This window comes from Ectopseudomonas composti (genome assembly GCF_001567565.1).
Classification (GTDB): Bacteria; Pseudomonadota; Gammaproteobacteria; order Pseudomonadales; family Pseudomonadaceae; genus Aquipseudomonas; species Aquipseudomonas composti_A.
Genome location: NZ_LSSW01000029.1, coordinates 723,130 through 746,707, shown reverse-complemented (window position 1 = coordinate 746,707; position 23,578 = coordinate 723,130). Strand labels below are relative to the sequence as shown.

Here is a 23,578-nt window from a genome sequence, read left to right as displayed (position 1 = left end):
GCAAGAGGCAAGCCCCATGGTCATGCGCATCTCATCCATCCAGGCATTCAACAACGGCGTTTCCGGCCTGGGGCGCAACTATTCGAATCTGATTCGCACCCAGGAGCAGATCAGCAGCGGCAACCGCATTCTCACTCCGGCAGACGACCCGGTGGCATCGGTACGTCTGCTGCAACTCGAGCAGCAGCAGGCGGTGCTCAAGCAGTACAGCGACAACCTCACCGCCGCCAAGAACAGCCTGACCCAGGAAGAGACCACGCTCAACTCGGCTAATACCGTACTGCAGCGCGTGCGCGAGCTGGCAGTGCGCGCAGGCGGTGGTTCGCTATCGGCGGAAGACCGTAACTCCATCGCCAAGGAACTATCCGAACGCGAGGCCGAGTTGCTCAACCTGATGAACAGTCGCAACGCCCGCGGCGAGTATCTGTTCTCCGGCTTTCTGGGCAAGAACGAACCCTTCGTGCGTAACCCGGACGGGACCTACTCCTACTTCGGTGACGAGGGGCAGCGCAGCCTGCAGGTGGCCAGCTCCACCAGCGTGGCGATCAACGACAACGGCAAACGCCTGTTCGAAGACGTCACCAATGCCAACCGTGTGGCTAACGGCAACGGAGTCAATAACCCGGCATTGCCATCTCCTCCCTTGCCGGCAACCACCATTCCTGCGGTGCCGGCTGCCGACCAGCGCGTCTTCATCTCGCCGGGGCTGGTCGAGGACGAGCGCGCCTTCAATTCCGATTTCCGTAATGGCGAGCCCTATTCGCTGGCCTTCGTCAGTGGTACCGAGTTCCGTATCTACGATGCCAGTGGTGCGGACGTCACCTCCGAGATTCCGGGGGGCGGCAAGATTGATCCGCTGGTCAACGGCGGCAACGTCATCAATTTCCGTGGCATGCGTTTTCAGCTCGATGTGGTGTTGAAAGAGGGCGACAACGAGCTGGATCTCGATAACCTGCTGGCCGATATTCAGCCGCCTGCCACCGCTGGCACGCCAGGCATCGGTACGCACAGCTTTACCCTGCAGTCGGCGCCCACCGAGTTCGCGGTGACACGCGCCTCTACCAACGGTTCGGCAGCCGTGGTGGCTGGCGGCAACATCGTCAACCAGGCCGTGTTCGACAGTCAGTTCCCCACGTCCGGAGTGGTGCTGCGTTTCACCGATGACACCAACTACGAGGTCTATGCCCAGCCGGTCGGCCCCAATAGCCCGGTGTTGACCACCGGAACCGTTACCGCTCCGTATCCTGCCACCTTCGCTGTATACGGGGCTGAGTTCAGCATCTCCGGTCCCGCCGCTGCCGCAGGTGGCGACGAGTTCGGTGTGCAGCCGCAGTTCCAGGAGCAGCGCAGCATCCTCAACACTATCTCCCGTCTGCGTCAGGCTCTGGAGTCTTCACCGACTTCGCCGGCCGGCAACCTGGCTGTTCGCGATGAAGTCGCCATCGCCCTGAAGAACCTCGACAACGGCATGGGCAACGTACTGGAAGTGCAGACCGAAATCGGCGCGCGCCTCAACCTGATCGACACCACCAGCGTCGACAACGAGGATGTGACACTGGTGAACAAGTCGGTACAGGCCGAGCTGCGCGAACTCGACTACGCCGAGGCGTTGTCGCGCCTGTCGTTTCAGACCATCGTGCTCGAGGCGGCGCAGCAGAGCTATGTGAAGATTGCCGGGCTTAATCTGTTCAATCAGTTGCGTTAGCTAGCCGCTTTCTCCTCAAGGCTGTTACGCTCGCGACCCCGGGCGGGAAGCCTGCCGAGATTCGTCGCTCGTTTTCCGTCTCTTCATACGTGTGCCGGTCTCGTCTGGCGGTGCGGCATGCATTTTGCTCTTGCGGTTCGTAAGAGTGGGATAAGGTCAACGAATTGTCGGTCAGCACGGACGACCTGGGCGAATCTATGAAAACAGTCATTCTGGCCGGTGGGTTGGGTACGCGTATCAGCGAAGAGTCCCACCTGCGGCCCAAGCCGATGATCGAGATAGGCGGCAAGCCGATCATCTGGCACATCATGAAGATTTACTCCCATTTCGGTATCAACGATTTCGTGATCTGCCTGGGCTACAAGGGCTATGTGATCAAGGAGTATTTCGCCAACTATTTCCTGCACATGTCGGATGTGACCTTCGACATGGCGGAAAACCAGATGCACATTCACAACCGCCATGCTGAGCCGTGGCGCGTGACCCTGGTTGATACCGGCGAGAGCACCGCTACGGGCGGCCGCCTCAAGCGCGTGCGCGATTACCTGGGCGACGAGACCTTCTGCCTGACCTACGGCGATGGCGTGGCCGACATCGATATCGCACAGCTGATCGAATTCCACCGCAGCCACGGCAAGCTTGCTACGGTGACGGCCGTGCAGCCGCCCGGCCGCTATGGTGCGCTGGATATACAAGGGCAGCGCGTGCAGGGGTTCCAGGAAAAACCCCAGGGCGATGGTGGCTGGATCAACGGCGGCTTCTTCGTGCTTGAGCCCGGTGTACTCGATTACATCGAAGGTGATGAAACCACCTGGGAATATGAGCCGATGCGCCAACTGGCCGAGCAAGGCCTGCTCATGAGTCACCTGCATCGCGGCTTCTGGCAGCCGATGGACACCCTGCGTGACCGCGTGTTGCTCGAAGAACGTTGGAAGAGCGGCCAGGCGGAGTGGCGTATATGGCCGTGAATGCGGCGTTCTGGGCTGGCCGTCGAGTCCTGTTGACCGGGCATACCGGTTTCAAGGGCGGATGGCTGGCGCTGTGGTTGCAGGAGTTGGGCGCTGAGGTCTATGGCTATGCCCTGCCGGCGCCTGCTGAGCCATCGCTTTGGCAGGTCGTCCGCCTGGCGCAGCGGATGCCTGGCACCCTGGCTGACATCCGTGACGCTCAGCGCGTTGCCGAGGTCGTTGCGGCTTTTCGCCCGGAAATCGTCCTGCACCTGGCGGCTCAAGCACTGGTGCGTGAGTCCTACCGCGCACCAGCCGAAACCTACGCCACCAACGTTATGGGTACGGTCAACCTGCTGGAAGCGGTTCGTTGCTGCGACAGCGTGCGCGCTGTACTGGTAGTGACCAGCGACAAGTGCTACGAGAATCGAGAATGGCTCTGGCCGTACCGCGAAAGTGACAACCTTGGCGGGCACGATCCCTATAGCAGCAGCAAAGCCTGCGTGGAGTTGCTGTGCGCGTCTTGGCGCGAGTCGTTCCTGCGTGAGTCCGGTATCGCACTGGCCACGGCGCGGGCCGGCAATGTGATCGGCGGTGGCGACTGGTCGGCAGATCGCTTGTTGCCCGACATTTTGCGTGCCTGGCAGGCCGGGCGGTCACTGACGCTGCGTTACCCGCAAGCCGTGCGCCCCTGGCAGCACGTACTCGAACCGCTGCATGGCTATCTGTGCCTGGCGCAGGCGCTGGTCGAGCAGGGCGAGGCGGTGACCTCGGCATGGAACTTCGGCCCCGACAACGAGGGGCTGGTCAGTGTCGGCGAACTGGTCGAGCGACTGGCCCAGCGCTGGCCAGGCCAGGCGTCCTGGACGGTTGAAGCGGCTGAGCAACCACACGAAGCAGGCTTGCTTGCGCTGGACTCCAGTCAGGCGCGTACTCGTCTGGGCTGGCGGCCACGCTGGACTTTGCAGCAGGCCATCGAACGAACCCTCGACTGGCACCAGGCCTGGCAGACCGGCGAGGACATGCAGACATTCAGCCGCGCCCAGATTGCGGCCTATCAAGGCGAAATCCATGAGTGAACAGACGGCGCAAGCGCTACGTCAGCAGATAACCGAGCTGGTGGAGCGTTATGCCGAGCTGCAACTGGCACCTGCTGCCTTCGAAGCTGGCCGCGATGCCGTGCCGCCATCGGGCAAAGTGATCGGTGCTGGCGAGCTGAAAAACATGACCGAGGCCGTGCTCGACGGCTGGCTGACCACCGGGCGTTTCAACGAGGCTTTCGAAAAGCGTCTGGCCCGGTATCTCGGGCGCCGCTGCGTACTGACCACCAACTCCGGCTCCTCGGCCAATTTACTGGCGTTCTCCGCGTTGACCTCGCCGCGTCTGGGCGAGCGAGCGATTCGCAAGGGCGATGAAGTGATTGGTGTGGCAGCAGGCTTTCCCACTACGGTCAACCCGATCTTGCAGTTCGGCGCGGTGCCGGTGTTCGTCGATATCGAACTGGGCACTTACAACATCGATCCGGCTTTGATCGAAGCCGCCATCGGCCCGCGTACCAAGGCGATCATGCTTGCCCACACGCTGGGCAACCCGTTCAACCTCAAGGTCATCCGCGAGCTGTGTGATCGTTATGGCCTGTGGCTGATCGAAGATTGCTGCGATGCCCTCGGTTCGACCTACGAAGGTCGCCAGGTGGGTAGCTTTGGCGATCTGGGTACGCTCAGCTTCTACCCCGCGCATCACATCACCATGGGCGAGGGGGGGGCGGTTTTCACTGACTCGCCGTTGCTAAAGCGCATCGTCGAGTCGTTTCGCGACTGGGGGCGTGACTGCTATTGCGCGCCCGGCGAGGATAATACCTGTGGCAAGCGCTTTTGCTGGCAACTGGGTGACTTACCGGAAGGCTACGACCACAAGTACACCTACTCGCACCTGGGCTACAACCTTAAGATCACTGACATGCAGGCCGCCTGCGCACTGGCGCAGATGGATCGCCTGGATGACTTCATTGCCGCGCGCAAGCGCAATTTTGCCTGGCTCAGCGAACGCTTGGCCGGCTGCGCCGACCAGTTGATCCTGCCGCAGGCAACGCCTGGCAGTGATCCCTCGTGGTTCGGCTTCCCGCTGACCCTGAGCGATGGTTGCGGTATCGAGCGGGTCGGGCTGTTGCGTTATCTGGATGAGCAACGCGTGGGTACGCGCCTACTCTTCGCCGGTAACCTGACGCGTCAACCCTACATGCAGGGCCAGGTGTACCGCGTGTGCGGTGAGCTGACGATGACCGACAAGGTGATGCGTGACACCTTCTGGATCGGCCTGTGGCCGGGGCTGTCCGAGGATCATTTGGAGCACGCCGCGCGCAGCCTGGAAACCTATGTGCGGAGGCTGCGTTGATGCGTGCCTACGTGCTCTGTGGCGGTTTCGGCACGCGCTTGCGCAGCGTGACGGACGCCCAGAAGGCGCTGGTGCCGGTACACGGCGAGCCTTTTCTGGCGCGCGTGTTGCGCCAGTTGGCGCGGGCCGGCGTCAGCGAGGCGGTACTCTGTGCTCACTACCGGGCCGAGCAGGTCGCTGAACAGCTGGCAGATCTGGCGCGGGACGCCGGACTGCACCTGCTGCTGGTGGTCGAACCCAGCCCCATGGGGACGGGCGGTGCACTGCTCAATGCCTTGCGCGAGCAACCGCCGCAGGGACGCTATCTGGTGCTCAACGCCGATACCTTTGTCGATGCCGATGGTTACGCGCTGATGACGCAGGGGCATGGCAGTGCGCTGCTGGCTGTGCGGGTGGATGACCGCAGTCGCTACGGCAGCCTGGAGGTCGATGCGTGTGGCCGGTTGCGTGCGCTACTGGAGAAGGGGCGCGAAGGACCAGGCTTGATCAATGCAGGCGTCTACGCTTTCACCTGCGAAACTTTCGCGAGCGCTACCGTGCGGGCGTGTTCGATGGAGCAGGAACTGTTGCCCGATTTGCTGGCCCGCGAGACCGTGAGCGTCATCGAGTATTGCGGTCGCTTCATCGACATCGGTACGCCGGAGTCGCTTGAGCGCTATGCCAATGATTTTCGGATGGAATCTCGATCATGAGCGTGCTCGTACAAACCCTCAGCATCCGCGAACGGCAGAGCATCCTAGACGCGGTCGAATGCATCGAGGCCGGCGCCCTGCAGATTGCCTTCGTGGTGGACGAGCACATGCGATTGCTGGGGGTCGTGACCAACGGAGATGTGCGCCGCCATCTGCTGCAAGGCGGTAAAACGGACGAGCCAGTGACCGCCTGCATGAACGAGGAGTTTCGCTCGGTGCAGGTTGGCGTGCCGCGTGAGGATCTGCTCAAGGCATTCGACCTGGGCTACATTGCCTTGCCGGGTTTGGACGAGCAAGGCCGCCTGGTTGAGGTGTACACCCGGCAGATGGCCGCCAGCGCCGAGGTGCCTGTCCTGGCGCGTGCTCGCGCACCGGTGCGGATGAGCTTCTGCGGCGGCGGTGCCGATCTCACCTATTTCTTCATCGACCACTCCGCGGCGGTGCTCAGTTGCACCGTGGGGCTGTATGCCCATGCCACGTTGATCCCACGTGACGATGGGTGCATCAGCATCTTCGCTGAAGACCTGAAACGCGAAGAGCATTACAGCTCCCTGGCCGAGTTGCTGGCCGCGCCGGAGAAGAGCCTGCTGGCCACCATCGTCGCGGTGATCAAGCCCAAGTATGGCTTCGATCTCTACCTGCGTTCGGACTTCCCCGTTGGCTCTGGCCTGGGCGGCTCATCGGCGGCCACCACCGCGACCATCGCCGTGTTCAACGAGCTGCGTCAGGATCGCTGGAACACTTACGAAATCGCCGAGCTTGCATTCCAGGCCGAGCGCCTGTGTTTCGGTATCGCCGGTGGCTGGCAGGATCAGTACGCCTCGGCGTTCGGCGGTTTCAACCTGATCGAGTTCGAAAATCAGCGCAATCTCGTGCACCCGATTCGTCTGGAAGACGCCATCCGCAATGAGCTGGAGTCCTGCTTGGTGCTGTGCGACACCGGTATCTCCCATGACTCCGGGCGCCTGCACGAACTGCAGCGCGAGGAAATCGAGGCCGAGCTGTCGCAAACCGAACTGCTCAGCGCCAGCGTCACCCTGTGCCGGCGCATGCACCACTTTCTTATCCGGGGCGAGCTCAAGGCGTTCGGCACCTGCCTGGATGAAGCCTGGCAGTTGAAGAAGCGTTTTTCCTCGGCCATCAGCGATGGCCGACTCGACGACATCTATGCAGCCGCCCTGGCTGCTGGGGCCTGCGGCGGCAAGCTGCTGGGCGCTGGCGGCGGCGGTTTTTTCCTGTTCTACGTCCAGCCCCAGCACCGCCAGCGTGTGATCAACGCCGTCGGCGCGCTGGGCTGTCAGACCCAGAACTTCCGCTTCGAATCGAGCGGCGTGACCTCATGGCGAACGAAAATCCAATGACCCAATTTCACATTGACGGCTTCGCGCTTGGCGGCGAGCGCGTCTACGTCATCGCCGAAGTCGGCAACAATCACAACGGCTCGCTGGCGCTGGCGCGGCAACTGGTAGACGCGGCTATCGAGGCCGGTGCTGATTGCGTCAAGTTCCAGTTGCGCAACCGGGACGCCTTGTATCGGCGCAAGGCCGATGGCTCGCGTGCCGAGGATCTGGGCGTCGAGTACATTCAGGACTTGTTGGACAAGGTAGAACTCAGCCTCGACGAGCACCGCCATGTGCGTGCCTATTGTGCGCAGAAAGGCATCACCTACCTGTGCACTCCGTGGGATGAACCCAGCGTCGATGCGCTGGCCAGCTTCGATGTTGCGGCACTGAAGATTGCCTCGGCGGATCTGTGCAACCCCTACTTGATCGCCAAGGCCGCCAGTCTGGGCAAGCCGCTGATTCTCTCCACTGGGATGTCCTTCGAGCATGAAATCGTGCGCGCCATCGAGCAGCTCAAGACGCTCGGTACGCCGTTCGCACTGCTGCATTGCAACAGTGCCTACCCGGCGCCTGAGTCGGACATTCAGCTCGGTTATCTGCAGCGCCTGCAGGAGCTGCACGGATTGATCGGCTACTCCGGGCATGAGCGCGGTATCGCCATCACCCTCGGCGCCGTGGCGCTGGGTGCCAAGTTGGTGGAACGCCACATCACCCTGGATCGCGGCATGGAGGGGCCGGATCACCTGGCCAGTCTGGAGCCGGGCGAATTCCGCCAACTGGTCGACGGCATCCGCCAACTGGAGCTGGCCTTGCCCTGGCAAGGCCCAGCTCGCCATGCCAGCCAGGGCGAGCTGCTCAACCGCGAGAACCTCGGCAAGAGCGTGATCGCCGCACGTGATATTGCTCGCGGCACCGTTCTGGAGGCGTCGATGCTGCGCATCGCCAGCCCTGGTCAGGGCCTGCCTCCGTATCGCTTGCCGGAGCTGCTGGGCAAACCGGCAGCGCGCGATATCGCCCTAGGCGATTTTCTCTTCGACAGCGATCTCAGCGAGCAGGCTCAGGAGCAACGTCTGGCGTTCGAGCTGCCTATTCGCTGGGGCGTGCCGGTGCGCTATCACGACTTCCTCGATTACCGCCGGCGGATCAACCCGGATCTGTTCGAGTTCCACCTGTCCTACCGTGACCTCAGCCTCAAACCACAGACGTTTCTCGCCGAGGTCGACTGTTCGCGCCTGGTGGTGCATGCGCCGGAGCTGTTCGAGAACAGCGAGTTACTGGATCTGGCCTCGGATGATCCGATCTATCGCCAGCGCTCGATCGATAACCTGCAGCGTGTGGTGGACGCGACCCTGCAGATTGGTGAGTTCTTCCCCAACGCCGATGCGCGTTTGATCGTGGCCAACATCGGTGGCTTTTCCGCCGACGAGCCGCGTCCGCTGGCCATGCGCCCTGAACTCTACGAGCGCTTCCACGAAGCCTGCCGCCAGGTGGATTTCGCCGGAACCGAACTGATCCCGCAGAACATGGCGCCGTTCCCCTGGCACTTCGGCGGTCAGCGTCACCAGAACATCTTCATGATGCCCGAGGAACTGGCCGCCCAAGCGCGTGAGCACGGTCTGCGCCTATGCCTGGATCTGTCGCACCTGCAAATGACCTGCTTCCACTTCGGTCTCGATTTTCAGCAAGCGCTGGCCCTGCTGCTGCCGCATTCTGCGCACCTGCACGTGGCCGATGCCAAAGGCACCAACGGTGAAGGCGTGCTGATGGGTACCGGCGACATCGACTGGCCGGCCACTTGGGCGCAGATTCGCCAGCATCCACAGGTCAGCTTCATCCCCGAGGTTTGGCAGGGGCACAAGGATCATGGCGCAGGGTTCTGGTCGGCTTTGCGTTACCTGCAATCACTGCGAGGCAGCAGCCATGCATAGCGAAACCCTCACGCAGCGCCTGGAGCGACTGCTCGCCGAGCCGCTCGACGCGGTGCGCAGGCGACAGGAGCAAACCCTAGATTGTTTGCTCGGTGGGCTGGATCAGCCATTCATCCTGTTCGGTGCCGGCAACCTGGGGCGCAAAGCATTGGCCGTGCTGCAGGCTATGGGTGTCAAGCCAGAGGCCTTCATCGACAACAACCCCGCGTTGTGGGGCACGCAGATCGAGCGGGTGCCGGTGTTAGCACCCGCTACGCTGGCCCAGCAATGGCAGGGGCCGCTGCCGGGCGTGATCGCGACCATCTGGTGCGGCGAAGCGACCGACCGCATGATCGACCGCCTGGGCCCGCTGCAGGCTCTGGGTTTCGAGCGAATCGCTCTGTTCGGTCATCTGGCCTGGCGTTATCCGCAGAGCTTTCTGCCGCATTATTCCCTGGATTTGCCAGAGAAGGTGCTGGCTGATGCCAAGCGCATCCGCACGGCCTTCGGCTTGCTGGGGGACGATGAATCGCGACGCCTGTTCGTTGACCACATCGAATGGCGACTGTTTCTCGACTACAACCTGCTGCCACCTGCAGCGCCGCAGGCGATCTATTTCGACCGCTATTTCAGTAACGAATATGCCGATGAGGTGGTGTACGACATCGGTGCCTTCAACGGTGACTCGGTGTTGGGCTATCTTGAAAGTGGTCGGCCCTTTCACGAAATTCATTCGTTCGAGCCCTCGTCAAGCAACTATCAGGCTTTGCTCAATACCCTGCTGCGTCTGCAAGGCCGCGGCAGTTTTCATGCCCACCAACTGGCGGTAGGGGATGCTTGCGGTGAGGTGCTGATCGAGGCCCAGGGCGGTCCGGCCGCACGCGTGGGCAGTGGTAGTGAGCGGGTCACGGTGACCACGCTGGATACGCTTTGCGAGCGTATCGCGCCGCCCACCTTCATCAAAATCGATATCGAAGGTTTCGAGCCGCAGTGTCTCGAAGGCGGGCGCAAGCTGATCATTGAGCGACAGCCGCTGATTGCGGTGTGCGTCTATCACGAGCAGAACCATCTGTGGACGATCCTGCTGCAACTGCACGCCTATCAACCGTGCTACCACTTCCGTCTTGGTCCGCATCTAGCCGAGGGGTGGGATCTAGTGCTCTATGCCGTTCCCAATGACCGACTCCCCCAGCATTCTTTTGCCGAGTGATCCCTATGCGTGTCGCCGATTACATCTTCGATTTCATTGCCAACCAGGGCGTCGGCCATGTTTTCTTCCTGCCGGGTGGCGGGGCCATGCACCTCAACAACGCCTTGTTTCGTCAACCGCGACTGACTGCCGTGAGCATGCTTCATGAGCAGGGTGCGGCGATTGCCGCCGAAGGCTACGCGCGCACCAGTGGTAAATTCGGTGCCTGCCTGGTGACCTCCGGGCCGGGCGCAACCAATGCCATCACCGGCCTGGCCGGTGCCTGGTTCGAGTCGACTCCGGCGCTGTTCGTCTCCGGACAGGTCAAGCGTGCCGACCTCAAGGGCGATAGCGGCCTACGCCAACTCGGTACTCAGGAGCTGGATATCGTCAGCGTGGTCACGCCTCTGACCAAATACGCGGTATCCCTGCTTGATCCGCTGCGCGTGCGCTATGAGTTGGAGAAGGCGCTGCACCTGATGCTCAGCGGTCGCAAAGGCCCGGTGTGGCTGGATGTACCGCTGGATGTGCAGGCCACCGAGATCGCACCGGAGCAGCTTGTTGGCTACACGCCTGAGGTGGATACGCAGCCTTTGGCTCCCGACGACTCTGCTGTTCAAAGACTGGTGCAACGCTTGCGTCAGGCTAAGCGCCCCGTGCTACTGGTGGGTAACGGCGTGCATGCCGCCGGTGGCGAGGTAGCCATGCGCGAGCTGATCGAGACGCTGGGGCTGCCGACGCTGACCACCTGGATCGGCGCCGATCTGCTCGAATACGAGCATCCGCTCTATGTTGGCCGTTGTGGCACCGTGGCCCAACGTGGTGCCAACTTCAGCGTGCAGAACGCCGACCTGGTCTTGGCCATCGGTTGTCGCATGGACTTTTCCATCACCGGCTTCAACCGCAGCCACTTCGCGCGTCAGGCCGAAATCGTGGTGGTGGACATCGATCCGGCGGAAATCGCCAAACTGGGCGATATGCCGGACGAGCGCTTCGTCTGCGATGCGCGAGCGTTCATGCAGCAACTCCTGGCCGCCAGTGGTGCGCAGGCGCTGGATTGTCAAAGCTGGCGCGAGCGCTGTCAGGCCTGGAAGGCCGCCTACCCGGTGGTGCTGCCCGAGTACCGCAAACCCAGCGACTACGTGAACACTTACGTCTTTAGCGAAACCCTGTCCGAGGCGATGGCTGAGGGCGACCAGATCATCCCCGGCAGTTCCGGCGCCGCGCTGGACACCTTCTGGCTGTCTGTGCGTCTCAAGCGCGGTCAGCGCGCCGTGGCGACCGGTGGTCTTGGCTCGATGGGTTATGGCCTGCCGGCCTCCATCGGCGGCTGCCTGGGTAGCGGCAGCCGCCGCACCATCTCGGTCGATGGCGATGGCGGTTTCGTCATGAACATCCAGGAGCTGGAGGTAGTGCGCCGTCTGCGTCTGCCGATCAAGTACTTCGTGCTCAACAACAACGGCTATGCCTCGATTCGCGCCTCGCAAGGTGGCTACTTCAAGCAGACCATCGGTTGTGACCCGGACTCCGGGATGACCCTGCCGGACATTTCCGCTCTGGCTACCGCCTTCGGACTGCCGGTGCTTCGTATCGATGGCAAGTCCGACCTGCGTCAGGCCATCGATGAGGCGCTGGCGCTGGAGGGCCCGGTACTGTGCGAAGTAATGGTCGAGTCCGATCAGGCCATCGGCCCGCGCATCACCTCGAAGATCGGTCAGAACGGCGTCATGGTTTCCAACCCGCTGGAAGACCTGTTTCCCTTTTTGGAGCGTGACGAATTGCGCGCCAACATGCTGATTCCGCTGGTGGACGAATGATGATGAGCGACTACCTGAGCCAATACGCCGACGCTGGCCTCTACACCATGCAGGGCCGTCTGGGCGCCCCGGAAGAAGGGCGCTTCCAGTCGTTCCCGCGTCAGGGCTGGCGCCTGGAAATTGCTCGCGCCGCCGAGATCGGCCTGCGCGGCATCGAGTGGATCTATGACCTGTTCGGCGAGGGCGCCAACCCGCTGGAGACAGCCGAAGGGCGTGAGGAGCTGCGCGGTCTGCTGGCTGAGCACGGTGTCGCCGTGGTGTCGATCTGCGCCGACTATTTCATGGATCGTCCGCTGCTGCGCTGCAGTCAGGCCGAGAGCGCCGAGCTGATCGAACGCCTGCAATGGCTGATGAGCATCTGCCCGGAAATGGGCGTGGGACGCCTGGTGTTGCCTTTCGTCGACGCCTCGCGCATTTGTGACGAGAACGAGCGCGACCAGGTGGTGGCCAATCTGCGCCAGGTGCTGCCGCAGGCCGAACGCCATGGCGTTGAACTGCACCTGGAAACCGACTTGGCGCCGCGGGCGTTTCGTGAGCTGCTCGACCTACTTGATCACCCGCTGGTAAAGGTCAACTACGATGCTGGCAACAGCGCGTCGCTGGGCTATCGCCCGGCGGATGAATTTGACGCCTATGGCACGCGCGTCGGCAGCGTTCACATCAAGGATCGCTGCCTGGGTGCTACTACCGTACCGTTGGGGGAGGGCGATACCGACTTTCCCAGCTTGCGTGAGCAACTGATCCAGTACGGCTATCGTGGCGACTTCATCCTGCAGGTCGCCCGTGGCGAAACGGGTGACGAATCGCGCTGGCTCGCCAGAATGGCAGCACTCGCATCCGACTGGCTGCGCGGTACGGCCCTCAACGAGAGAAAAACATCGTGAAGATTCTGTTCTGTGGCCTGGGTGGCATCGGCCAGCGCCATTTGCGCAACCTGCGCCAACTGCTCGGTGATGAGCTGCAGGTTCATGCCTACCGCGTGCGTGGCCAACGTATCAAACTGCGCGACAACCTGACCGTCGACGAAGGCGCCGACCTCGAGCACGACTATGCAATCGTCGTGCATCACGACCTAGCCGAGGCCCTGGCGGAAAAACCAGATGCCGCTTTCATCTGCAACCCAAACTCGCTGCATGTGCCGGTGGCACTGGGCTGCGTACGTGCCGGTGTACCGGTGTTCATGGAAAAACCGCTGGCCAGCGATCTTGTCGGTATCGACCAGTTGCTGGCCGAGGTGGAGCAGCTCCGTCTGCCGTTCCACGTCGGTTACAACTTCCGCTTCCACCCAGGCTTGCAGCGCCTCAAGGCCTTGCTCGACAGCGGCTTCTTCGGGCGCCTGCTGAGCGTGCGTTCGGAAATCGGCGAGTACCTGCCCAACTGGCATCGCTACGAGGACTACCGGCAGATGTACGCCGCGCGTGCCGATCAGGGCGGTGGGGTGATCCTGTCGCAGATTCACGAGATGGATCTGATCTACTGGTTCTTCGGCCTGCCACGCAGCATCGTCACCCATGGCGGCCAACTCAGCCATCTGGAGATCGACGTCGAAGACACCGCCTCGTCACTGATGCGCTGTGACGGCGCCGTGGGCAGCTTTCCCATCTTGCTGCATCAGGATTACCTGCAACGCCCGCCGGTGCGCTGCTTCAAGATCGTCGGTGATGCCGGCTATGCGGAGATCGACCTACTGGCCAACCGCTTGCGCGTTTATGGCGCCGAGGGCGAGTTGAGCGAGGAAAATGACTTCCCCGGTTTCGTGCGAAACGACATGTTCCTGGCCCAGGCCCGTCATTTTCTCGATTGTGTGAACGGCTCGGCCACACCGCAGGTGAGCTTGCACGATGGCCTGCAGAGCCTTCGCCTGGCATTGGCGGCACTGCGCTCGCTGAAGGAGGGTAGGGAAGTGGCGCTGAGCGAGGTGAACGTGCATGGCTAGTGTGGACAGTCTGTTCCGTCTGGACGGTCGCGTGGCCGTCATCACCGGGGGCGCGGGTCTGCTGGGGTATCAGCATGCCGCGACCATCGCCGGGCTCGGCGGAATCCCGGTGCTGCTGGATATCAATGGTGAAGCCCTGGCCGCCAACGCCGCCAGGTTGGCCGAGGAAACCGGCTGTCAGGCGCCGACCTACGTGGTCGATATCACCGACCTGCAGGTACTTGAAACCATTAAGCAGCAACTGTTAGCCAAGCATGGTCGGGTGGACATCCTGATCAACAATGCCGCACGCAACCCCAAGGTGGAGAGCGCCGGTGACAAGGACTTCTCTCGTCTCGAGCACTTCCCCTGGGAGCAGTGGCAGCTCGACCTCAATGCCGGCCTGGGCGGCGCGTTCAACTGCGCCAAGGTGTTCGGCGCGCAGATGGCGCGGCAGGGGCGCGGGGTGATCGTCAATATTGCCTCCGACTTGGGCGTGATCGCGCCAGATCAGCGTCTGTACCGGGTCGAAGGGCGCGAGGCCGAGCAGCAGCCGGTCAAACCAGTGACTTACTCAGTGGTCAAGCATGGCCTGATCGGCCTGACCAAGTACCTCGCCACCTACTGGTGCGAGCAGGGTGTGCGTTGCAATGCGCTCTCGCCTGGCGGTGTCTACGCCGGGCAGAACGATGTGTTCGTCAGCAAGCTCACGCAACTGATCCCGCTGGGCCGTATGGCAGCGGCTGACGAGTACCGGGGCGCCATCGCCTTCCTGTGCTCGGATGCCTCCACCTACATGAACGGCGCCAACCTCGTGATGGACGGAGGGCGTAGCACATGGTGAGCCGTGAACTGATCGCCCGGCATTGCATCTGCTGCGGTAGCGATCAGTTACGGCGTTCACCTGCGGTTCTAATGCCCTTCATCGCTCACCGTGTTTTCGGCCACGAGCCGGTGGAAATTACCGAGGAGTGGGGGTTGCGCGATTTGCTACCTGGCATGGCTTATACCCTGTGCAGTTCGCTGCAGTGCCAGCATTGTGGTGTGTTGTTCCTCGACTATCGCTTTACCGAGGAACAAATGGCGGCGCTTTACCATGGCTATCGTGATGAGATTTATACCCGCCAACGTAATCATTACGAACCGGGTTATGCCGCAATTGCTGACCATTATCAGCAGCGCGAGGCATACATTCGCGATGTCGAGTCATGGCTGGCTCCGCACTTGCCGCCGCGTCCAGTTGTGCTCGACTGGGGCGGTGGCAGCGGATTGAACACCCCGTTTCTCTACCAGGGCGGCAAACTGCATGTGCACGATATTTCCGCCGTGGAACTCATGCCCGGTGTCGAACGTGTGAATACTTCGCAACTTGCAGCACAACGCTATGACCTGATTGTTTGTAGCCAAGTACTAGAGCATGTGCCATTTCCATTGGATTTGATCAAGCAGATTCTTCCGGCTTTGCATGAACAGACGCTGGTGTACTTGGAAGTACCGCATGAAGCACTGATGCGTGAAAATCCCGGTAGTCTTGAATTGGCCGGGCTGAAACGTCATTGGCATGAACATGTCAATTTCTTTACTCAGCAGGCGCTGCATAGCTTGCTCGACAGTACAGGATTGGTACTGGTCGATAGCCATTTGTTAACTATCGATCTGGGGTGGCGGCAAAGTCAGGTGATGGGTGTGCTGGCGAGGTACCCCTGAAATGCAGGAACTATCCTTTTCGCCCGAGTCCGCAAGGATTCGGGCCGATTTGCAGAGCATCCCTGAAACCCTTGGTCTGCACGATGCGTTAGATGGGCGTCACCTGCTGCTCACCGGCGCTACCGGGTTCTTTGGGCGATGGCTGCTGGCGCTTTTGACGCAAATCAACGCTCAGGGCGCGCGTGTCGAGGTTTCGGTATCGTCTCGTGATCCAGCACGTTTTCTTGCCGCACAGCCCTATTATCGCGACTGTTCCTGGCTGCACTGGATACGCGGCGATGTGCGTGATCTGCAAATGCCGGTCAACCGAGTACCGGACATGATTCTGCATGCGGCAGCCGATACCTCTGCTGCTGCTCATGCTCGACCGCTGGAGCTGTTCGACAGCATTGTCGGCGGGGCGCGAAGAGTGCTCGAACTGGGCTTGCATAGCGGGGGCGGGCGCATCCTGCTGATTGGCTCCGGCGCTCAGTACGGTGTACTGCCTGCTTCCCAGCCGGTGGCCGAGGACTATTCGGGAGCTTGCGATAGCTCGCGTGCCAGCAGTGTCTATGGTGAGGCCAAGCGTGCTCAGGAAGTATTGGGTGCGATTTATGCACAGACTTATGGGCTCGACGTGATCATGGCGCGCTGTTTTGCATTTTCGGGCCCGGGTTTGCCACTGGACGGACACTTTGCGATCGGTAACTTCGTGCGTGATGCATTGTCTGCCGAGGCAATTGTTCTGAACTCCAGCGGCCAGGCCATGCGCAGTTACCTGCATGGAGCTGATTTGGCAGGTTGGCTGCTGGCTCTACTGGTGCGTGGCAACCCAGGCCAGGTTTATAACGTTGGTTCCGACCAGGCCATCAGCATCGCGGATCTGGCAAGGCGTGTCGTGGCCAGGGTCGCGCCAGGCAAAGGCATACAGATACTGGGCAAGGCTGATCCCTCAGAACGATCGTTCTATGTGCCCAACATCAATCGATCACGAGGGTTGGGGTTGGATGTGTGGACATCGCTGGATGCCTCGATAGACAGCATGGCTGCCTGGGTTAGAGCCCATGGTTGCGGTGAGTGAAATAGATTGACAGATCTTGCCGGCTGGCAGGTGACATGACAGGGGTGAGCAGGATGGAGTGGGCCGGTATTGCAGGCGGGCGGTGTCCGAAAGCGCTCTGGCGGGTTGGGGTCGCGGGCGCTTCTGTGGATGATCCACAGCGGGCCTTAGTGCTCACCGACACTGACTGGAAGTGGCTGAGCGAGCTGTTGCCCTTGTCGGTATTGCATGAATATGGCAATGCCAATGGCCTGTCGTTCGAACCTTTGAGTGGTGTCGACACGCAGAGCTTCGATGCATTGTTGCTTATTGTTCTCAGTACTGAGTCTCAGCAGAGTGTCTACGTAGGATCGCAGTCACGTCGTTATCTTTTGCTGCTGGACGCAGATCAACGCTTGGATGCGAAGTATGAGCAAGATTTTGCGCGTATCTTCATGCCTGCTGGCGGCCGTTTCAACGATGAGCGTTTGGTCTGCCTCAATCCAGCAATTGACATGGCTGAGCCGCTTACCCAGCGTTCATTCGAGGCAGGGCAGGTCGTCATTTATAGTCGCGATGTTCACGATGCTGGAAAGGCGCATTTCGCCTATTGCCACGCGCCTGAGCGTAGTGCTGGCTGGCTGTCCGATTGTTGGCTGGATTGCTTGCTTACCGGCATGGTGCCTGTGCATATTGCGGACTGGCCAGTGCCTGCCTGGATTCCGGAGAACAGCTATGTGGACGGCAGGCGCTTTCCTGACCGCGATACGCTTGAGCTGTTTCTAGACACCATGGCACCTGAAGAATATCGGGCGATGGTGGAGACGATGCGGCACTTTCGGGCGAGTCCGGATAGCTATCCATATTCGATTGACGCCTGGATCAATGCTCTGACAGCTGCTGTCGCTGCTGATGCCGCTCAGGCAAGGGACGAGGCGCCCCTGATCAGCGTGATCATCCCTTCTTACAATTATGGGCGCTTCATAGGGCAAACCGTTGCCTCGGTTTTGGCGCAAGGCGTGCAATCGCTAGAGGTTCTGGTACTGGATAACGCCTCCTCAGACGAGACGGCTGAGGTAATGAGGGCGTTCGCCACCGATGCGCGAGTGCGCTTCATGGGTAACCGCCGGAATATTGGGCCGAGCCACAACGTGCTCAATGGGATTCGCATTGCCACTGGACAGTTCATGACAGTCCTGATGGCGGATGACATTTTGCTCAGCGGCCATTTTCGACGATTATTGCCTTTGTTACAGGCTCACCCTGAAGTTGCGGTTGGCTACGCACCAGTCAATTACATAGATGAACGTGGAACGTCTTTAGCTTCACCACCTCACCCTGGGCACAGGGCGGTAGATTATGTCGGTGGTCGAAACGAAGTCGCCGATTTATTGATATTCGACAACTACGTCACGCCCTCTGCCAGCATCATCCGGCGTCACGCATTTCTGACAGACTGGCGCTGGAACCCTCATCTGAAAGGTGCGGGGGATTGGGATATGGTCGTGCAGTTGGCGGAACATAACCCGGATTTCATATTCACCAGTACCCCAGGTGTTGGCTACCGTGTGCATCAGGCACAGCATTCCACTCAATTCTATGCATCCGCAGCTCCGCTCGAAGATCATGTCTACATCGTCGAGGGCGTCTTCGAGCGAGGCTCCGAGGGGGTGTTGCGGGGCCGAGAGCTTGATGTCGCTGCACATCTGCGCCGCCGGCTCGCCCTGTACCCGAGCGAGTCGAACTCAGCGCTGGGCGTGCGCGTTTGCAATCTCTGCGAGCGCCTTGAGGCGCTTGCCGCATTGGGTGAGAGCGCTCTGTTCTCCATCATCCTCACCACCTACAACCGCGCCGATCTGCTCAAGGACGCCCTGACCAGCGTCGGTAGCCAGACCCTGCGTGACTTCGAAGTCATCCTGATCAACGACAACGGTGAGCCCGTCGAGCAACTGCTGGCGGCCTACGACTTTCCCGTCACCTATATTCGCCAGGGCCGCAACCAGGGGCTTTCGGCTGCACGTAACGCGGGCCTTGCGCTGGCGCGTGGTCGCTACATCGTCTATCTCGACGACGATGACATCTACCTGCCCAATCACTTGGCGGTGCTGGCCGAGGCTTTCGAGCAGCATCCTGGCAGTGTCATCTATACCGGGGTGGAATACGTCAACGAGCGGCTGGAGGGCGGGCAGCGCATCGAGCTGGGCCGTGGCCAGCCGTTCAAGCACGACACGTTCGACCGCGACCGGTTGTTCGTGCAGAACTATATTCCGGTCAATACCTGGGCACATCCGCGCGAGATGCTCGCTACTGTCGGTGAGTTCGATACCGATCTTGCCGCATTCGAAGACTGGGACATGCTGTTGCGTCTGGCCACGCGCTACCCGTTCGTGCATGTCCCGACCGTCACCAGTGAAGTGCATACGCGGGCGCCTGGCGCCGGCGGCGATCATATGCTGGGGCGTGAGCGCAAGAACTTCCCTGCACTGTACCGAGAGCTCTATGGCCGTTACGCGGGCTCCTCCAGTGACGGGTTGCAGCATGAGCGCGAGAAGATGCTGCGCAGCCTTGGCGAGCCGGTCAGGAGCGACCTGGCTCAATGGCTGGTCGAGCGTCTGCCGACGGCCAGCGAGAATCGCCAGATCGGCGAGTACCTGCAGAGTCACCAGGGTGGACCGCTGATTGGCGTGGTGGTCGTCGATGCGGATGGGCAATCCGAAGCGCTGATGGTGACGCTCCAGAGCCTGATCGGTGAGCGCTGCCTGTATTCGACGTTACGCATTCTGGTAATCACGTCTGCGGATGCTCCGTCGACCTCGGCGACAGACAAGCTGCATTTTTTGCGCATGACCGACGAGCCCCTGGCTGCGCAGGTGAATCGTGCGGTCGAGGCGAGTGACTGCCAGTGGTTCATGCTGGCGAGCGCAGGCGACGAGTTCACCCAGAGTGGGTTGATGGTGGCGGGGTTGGAGCTGGCTCGCAATCCCGAATGCCGCGCGGTCTATGGCGACCAGTTGCAGCGCCTGCCGGACGGCAATCTGGGCGGGGCTTTCCTGCCGGGCTTCAATCTCGATCTGTTGCTCAGCTTCCCCATGGTGATGGCGCGCCACTGGTTGTTCCGTCGCGATCTGTTCCGCGCCTGTGGCGGCTTCGACGTGGCGTTCCCCGACGCCTTCGAGTTCGAACTGCTGACCCGGCTCATCGAGCAGGAGGGGCTGGCCGGGCTGGGGCACATCGATGAACCGTTGCTGATCACTGATGCCCCCGCGTTGCGTGACAACCCGGACGAGCGCCGGGTGATCGAGCGCCATCTGGGCAATCGCGGTTATCAGGCCAAGGTGCTGCCGGGTCTGCCGGGCCGCTATCGGGTTCATTACGGTCACGCTGCTACGCCACCGGTGTCGATCGTCCTCAGCACGGACGTGCCGCTGGCCGCCCTGCAGCGTTGTATTGAGAGCCTGTTGGAGAAAACCGCTTACGCCCACTATGAAGTGTTGCTGGCCGATGATGGTAATCGGCCGGATGTCAGCGCCTGGCTGAGTGAGGTGGCGGCGCTCGGCGATGACAAGGTTAGAGTGCTCGCAGGGGGCAGTGGCTTGGCGCAGAATCGGGCTGCGGAGCAGGCGAGGGGAGAGTACCTGTTGTTGCTTGGCGGTGACGCCGCCATCGTCAACGCCGATTGGCTCGACGAACTGCTCAACCATGCCCAGCGCCCCGAGGTCGGAGTGGTGGGTGGCAAACTACTGACTCCTGGCGGGCGCATTGCACAGGCTGGCCTGTTGCTTGGGCTCAATGGTCCGGCAACGCCCGCCTTTGCAGGCGAGTCCATGGAGGCTGCGGGCTACCTGCATCGCCTCCAGGTCGATCAGAACTACAGCGCCGTTGGCGAAGCCTGTCTGATGATTCGTGCGGAGCTCTTCCAACAGCTGGGTGGCCTGGATGCACAGTTGGCAGCCTTCCGCGATGTGGATCTGTGCCTGCGGGTTCGTGCGGCAGGTTACCTGACGGTCTGGGCGGCGAATGCAATCGTGCTGCATGAGGCCGAGCAGCCGCGTGCGGACGTTGCCGCGGAGGATCAGCTCTACGAGCGTTATCTGCCGCAGCTGGCCAACGACACCGCCTACAACCGTAACCTGGCGTTGAGCGGGCGCGGTTTCGATCTCGAGAGCGACGTGTCGCTTACCTGGCGCCCGTTGAGCTGGCGGCCCTCGCCAGTGGTGCTGGCCCATCCCGCTGATCCCTGGGGCTGCGGCCACTACCGGGTCATTCAGCCGTTGGCGGCGCTCAAGGCGCAAGGGCTGGCCGATGGCACCCTGTCCATGGGGCTGCTGACGGTGACTGATTTCGAACGCTATGACCCCGACGTGGTCGTGCTGCAACGGCAAATCGGTGACGAGCGCCTGGAGGCCATGCGCCGTATCCAGCGTTTTTCGCGTGCATTCAAGATCTACGAGTTGGACGACTACCTGCCCAACCTGCCACTCAAGAGTGTGCACCGCGCGCAGATGCCGCGTGACATCCTCAAGTCGCTGCGTCGTGGGCTGGAGTTCGTCGATCGCTTCGTGGTGTCCACGGCGCCGCTGGCCGAGGCATTTGCAGGGCTGCATGGCGATATCCGGGTAATCGAGAACCGCCTGCCAGTGAAATGGTGGAAGGGCTTGGAGAGCCAGCGCCGGCGTGGACGCAAGCCGCGTGTCGGCTGGGCGGGGGGAGTCAGCCATACCGGTGACCTGGACCTGATCGTCGATGTCGTGCGCGAGCTGGCGGGTGAGGTCGAGTGGGTGTTCATGGGCATGTGCCCGGACGCGATCCGGCCGTACGTTAATGAAATCCACACGGGTGTCGATATCGAATCTTACCCGGCTGCCCTGGCCAGTCTGGATCTGGATCTGGCCCTGGCGCCCGTGGAGCAGAACCTGTTCAACGAGTGCAAGAGCAATCTGCGCCTCCTCGAATATGGCGCCTGTGGTTTCCCGGTGGTGTGCAGTGATCTGGTGTGCTATCGCGGCGATCTGCCGGTGACTCGGGTGAAGAATCGCTTCCGTGACTGGGTTGACGCCATCCGCATGCATATCAACGATCTCGATGCGGCTGCAATCGCGGGGGATCGTTTGCGTGATGCGGTCTACCGCGATTGGATGCTCGAAGGGCAGAATCTGCAGCGTTGGCGTCAGGCCTGGACGCCTGATTGATGAGTAAATGGGCCGTCGGACCCCTCGCTTGGTCCGACGGTTTTCAGTCAAAGCCGGCCTTTGGCTATCAATGGCCAGTTAAGTGACTGAGTGAAAAGAATAAAAAAAAGCTGAAAATTGTCTCTAAAGCTCCTTAGGCAAGCGCCGATAAAGAGATCGAATGCGAACTCTCTGGGCGTCTGAGCATGCAGGCCCGAGCTCGCAAGCTCAGACAAACGGTTCTCAAGGTCATCTGGAGGCAATACCATGGCCCTTACAGTCAACACCAACGTTGCGTCCCTCAACACCCAACGTAACCTGAACAGCTCGTCCAAAGGCCTGGATACTTCCCTCCAGCGCCTGTCCACCGGCTTCCGCATCAACAGCGCCAAAGATGACGCTGCTGGTCTGCAGATTGCCAACCGTTTGACCAGCCAGATCACCGGTCTGGGCGTCGCTACCCGTAACGCCAACGACGGTATCTCCCTGGCGCAAACTGCTGAAGGTGCTCTGCAGCAATCCACCGGCATCCTGCAGCGTATGCGTGACCTGGCCCTGCAATCGGCCAATGGTTCCAACGGCGTTACCGAGCGCGCCGCCCTTCAGGGTGAAGTGGCTCAGCTGCAGCAAGAGCTGAACCGTATCTCCGACACCACCAGTTTCGGCGGTCGCAAGATCCTCGACGGCAGCTTCGGCTCGCAGAGCTTTCAGGTCGGTGCCAACGCCTACGAAACCATCAGCGTTTCCATCGGTTCGGCCGCTACTGATCGCATCGGTATCAACCGTTTCACCACTGACGGCGGTGCAGCTCAGGCCAGCGCGTCAGGTGCAGCGTTCAGCGCCACCTCGGGCAGTGCCTATGGCAGCGCCTCGTTCAACATCAGCTCCAAACTGTCTGACGGTGATGTCGCCATCTCCGGCGCTGCCAGTGGTTCGGCCAGCGAAGTGGCTCGTGCCATCAACGCCAAGAGCGACGAAACTGGTGTGACCGCCAACGCTCGCACTGTGGCTACTCTTGGTGGCATCACTACTTCCGGTACCGTGTCGTTCAATCTGTCGGGCTTGACCAGCAAGTCGCTGGAAACCGAAGCTGCTACCGTTTCCGCGGTCGTGACCGATACTACTAGCCTGACCTCTCTGGCTGATGCCATCAACCGCGAGACTGGCAAAACTGGTATCTCGGCCGTTTCCAAAGGCGACACCATCGAGCTGGTCAGCTCGCGCGGCGATGCGATCCAGATCACCAACTACGCCGGTTCGGGTGGTGCAACTCTGCAAGCCAAGAGCTTCGATGGCGAAGACGACGTCGGCACTGCTGCTACCATTGTTGCTGGTGGCGGTGCTCGCGCCGACGGTCAGGTTCAGCTCGAAGCAGCTGATGCCTTCCAGGTTAGCGGCATGAGCGGTGGCCTGGGTGCCGATGGCTTCAGTGAGCTGGATGCGGTGAACACCATCGACATCAGTAGCGCAACTGGGGCTCAGGATGCACTGGGTATCATCAACGGTGCGATCTCCAACATCGACAGCCAGCGTGCTCAGCTCGGTGCCGTGCAGAACCGCTTCGAGAACACCATCTCGAACCTGCAGAACATCGCTGAGAACTCCTCCGCTGCTCGTAGCCGGATCCGTGACACTGACTTCGCTGCTGAAACCTCGGAACTGACCAAGAATCAGATCCTGCAGCAGGCCGGTACCGCGATCTTGTCGCAGGCCAACCAGCTGCCGCAGGCTGTTCTCAGTCTCCTGGGCTAAGCTCGAAGGCGCTAGACTACGGGG

16 protein-coding genes are annotated in these 23,578 nt (G+C 61.2%); all 16 read left to right on the top strand.

What is annotated here, in order from left to right; genetic code table 11:
* Positions 1-16: 16 nt before the first annotated feature.
* The 16 genes from PCLY_RS19925 (at position 17) to PCLY_RS19850 (ending at position 23,554) form a co-directional block, all read left to right on the top strand.
* Positions 17-1,705, top strand: coding sequence for a flagellar hook-associated protein 3 (locus PCLY_RS19925; RefSeq protein ID WP_061241476.1), 1,689 nt, complete (start codon positions 17-19; stop codon positions 1,703-1,705).
* A 197-nt stretch (positions 1,706-1,902) separates the two neighbouring features.
* Entirely contained in the window at positions 1,903-2,673 is a 771-nt protein-coding gene (gene rfbF, locus PCLY_RS19920; RefSeq protein ID WP_061241473.1) for a glucose-1-phosphate cytidylyltransferase, read from the top strand.
* Positions 2,664-3,731: a CDP-glucose 4,6-dehydratase gene (rfbG, locus tag PCLY_RS19915; RefSeq protein ID WP_061241470.1), complete on the top strand. Its 1,068-nt coding sequence runs from the start codon at positions 2,664-2,666 to the stop codon at positions 3,729-3,731. The genes rfbF and rfbG overlap by 10 nt, the downstream gene beginning before the upstream one ends.
* The gene (rfbH, locus tag PCLY_RS19910) at positions 3,724-5,046 is read left to right on the top strand and encodes a lipopolysaccharide biosynthesis protein RfbH (RefSeq protein WP_061241467.1); all 1,323 of its coding nucleotides are present in this window, start codon (positions 3,724-3,726) and stop codon (positions 5,044-5,046) included. The genes rfbG and rfbH overlap by 8 nt, the downstream gene beginning before the upstream one ends.
* On the top strand, positions 5,046-5,738 hold the full coding sequence (locus PCLY_RS19905) for a sugar phosphate nucleotidyltransferase (RefSeq protein WP_061241464.1): 693 nt from the start codon (positions 5,046-5,048) through the stop codon (positions 5,736-5,738). Before rfbH ends, PCLY_RS19905 begins: the two co-directional genes overlap by 1 nt.
* Positions 5,735-7,099, top strand: coding sequence for a GHMP family kinase ATP-binding protein (locus PCLY_RS19900; protein ID WP_061241461.1), 1,365 nt, complete (start codon positions 5,735-5,737; stop codon positions 7,097-7,099). Before PCLY_RS19905 ends, PCLY_RS19900 begins: the two co-directional genes overlap by 4 nt.
* On the top strand, positions 7,096-9,009 hold the full coding sequence (locus tag PCLY_RS19895; RefSeq protein ID WP_061241459.1) for an N-acetylneuraminate synthase family protein: 1,914 nt from the start codon (positions 7,096-7,098) through the stop codon (positions 9,007-9,009). Before PCLY_RS19900 ends, PCLY_RS19895 begins: the two co-directional genes overlap by 4 nt.
* Complete coding sequence (locus tag PCLY_RS19890) at positions 9,002-10,198, top strand: FkbM family methyltransferase (RefSeq protein ID WP_061241456.1); 1,197 nt, start codon at positions 9,002-9,004, stop codon at positions 10,196-10,198. Before PCLY_RS19895 ends, PCLY_RS19890 begins: the two co-directional genes overlap by 8 nt.
* 5 nt (positions 10,199-10,203) lie before the next feature.
* Positions 10,204-11,994: a thiamine pyrophosphate-binding protein gene (locus PCLY_RS19885; protein WP_061241453.1), complete on the top strand. Its 1,791-nt coding sequence runs from the start codon at positions 10,204-10,206 to the stop codon at positions 11,992-11,994.
* 2 nt (positions 11,995-11,996) lie between these two features.
* Positions 11,997-12,878 carry a sugar phosphate isomerase/epimerase family protein gene (locus PCLY_RS19880; RefSeq protein WP_197432205.1) on the top strand — a complete coding sequence of 294 codons (882 nt, stop codon included), beginning with the start codon at positions 11,997-11,999 and terminating at the stop codon, positions 12,876-12,878.
* Positions 12,875-13,930, top strand: coding sequence for a Gfo/Idh/MocA family protein (locus PCLY_RS19875; RefSeq protein WP_061241450.1), 1,056 nt, complete (start codon positions 12,875-12,877; stop codon positions 13,928-13,930). Before PCLY_RS19880 ends, PCLY_RS19875 begins: the two co-directional genes overlap by 4 nt.
* Positions 13,923-14,753 (top strand): SDR family oxidoreductase, encoded by an 831-nt coding sequence (locus tag PCLY_RS19870; RefSeq protein ID WP_061241446.1) that lies wholly within the window; start codon positions 13,923-13,925, stop codon positions 14,751-14,753. Before PCLY_RS19875 ends, PCLY_RS19870 begins: the two co-directional genes overlap by 8 nt.
* Positions 14,747-15,616, top strand: a complete 870-nt coding sequence (locus tag PCLY_RS19865) for a class I SAM-dependent methyltransferase (protein ID WP_061241443.1) — start codon at positions 14,747-14,749, stop codon at positions 15,614-15,616. Before PCLY_RS19870 ends, PCLY_RS19865 begins: the two co-directional genes overlap by 7 nt.
* Position 15,617: 1 nt before the next feature.
* The gene (locus tag PCLY_RS19860; protein WP_082768115.1) at positions 15,618-16,676 is read left to right on the top strand and encodes an NAD-dependent epimerase/dehydratase family protein; all 1,059 of its coding nucleotides are present in this window, start codon (positions 15,618-15,620) and stop codon (positions 16,674-16,676) included.
* 53 nt (positions 16,677-16,729) lie between these two features.
* Entirely contained in the window at positions 16,730-21,823 is a 5,094-nt protein-coding gene (locus tag PCLY_RS19855; RefSeq protein ID WP_231740182.1) for a glycosyltransferase, read from the top strand.
* A 246-nt stretch (positions 21,824-22,069) separates the two neighbouring features.
* Positions 22,070-23,554: a flagellin gene (locus tag PCLY_RS19850; protein WP_061241436.1), complete on the top strand. Its 1,485-nt coding sequence runs from the start codon at positions 22,070-22,072 to the stop codon at positions 23,552-23,554.
* Positions 23,555-23,578: the final 24 nt, after the last annotated feature.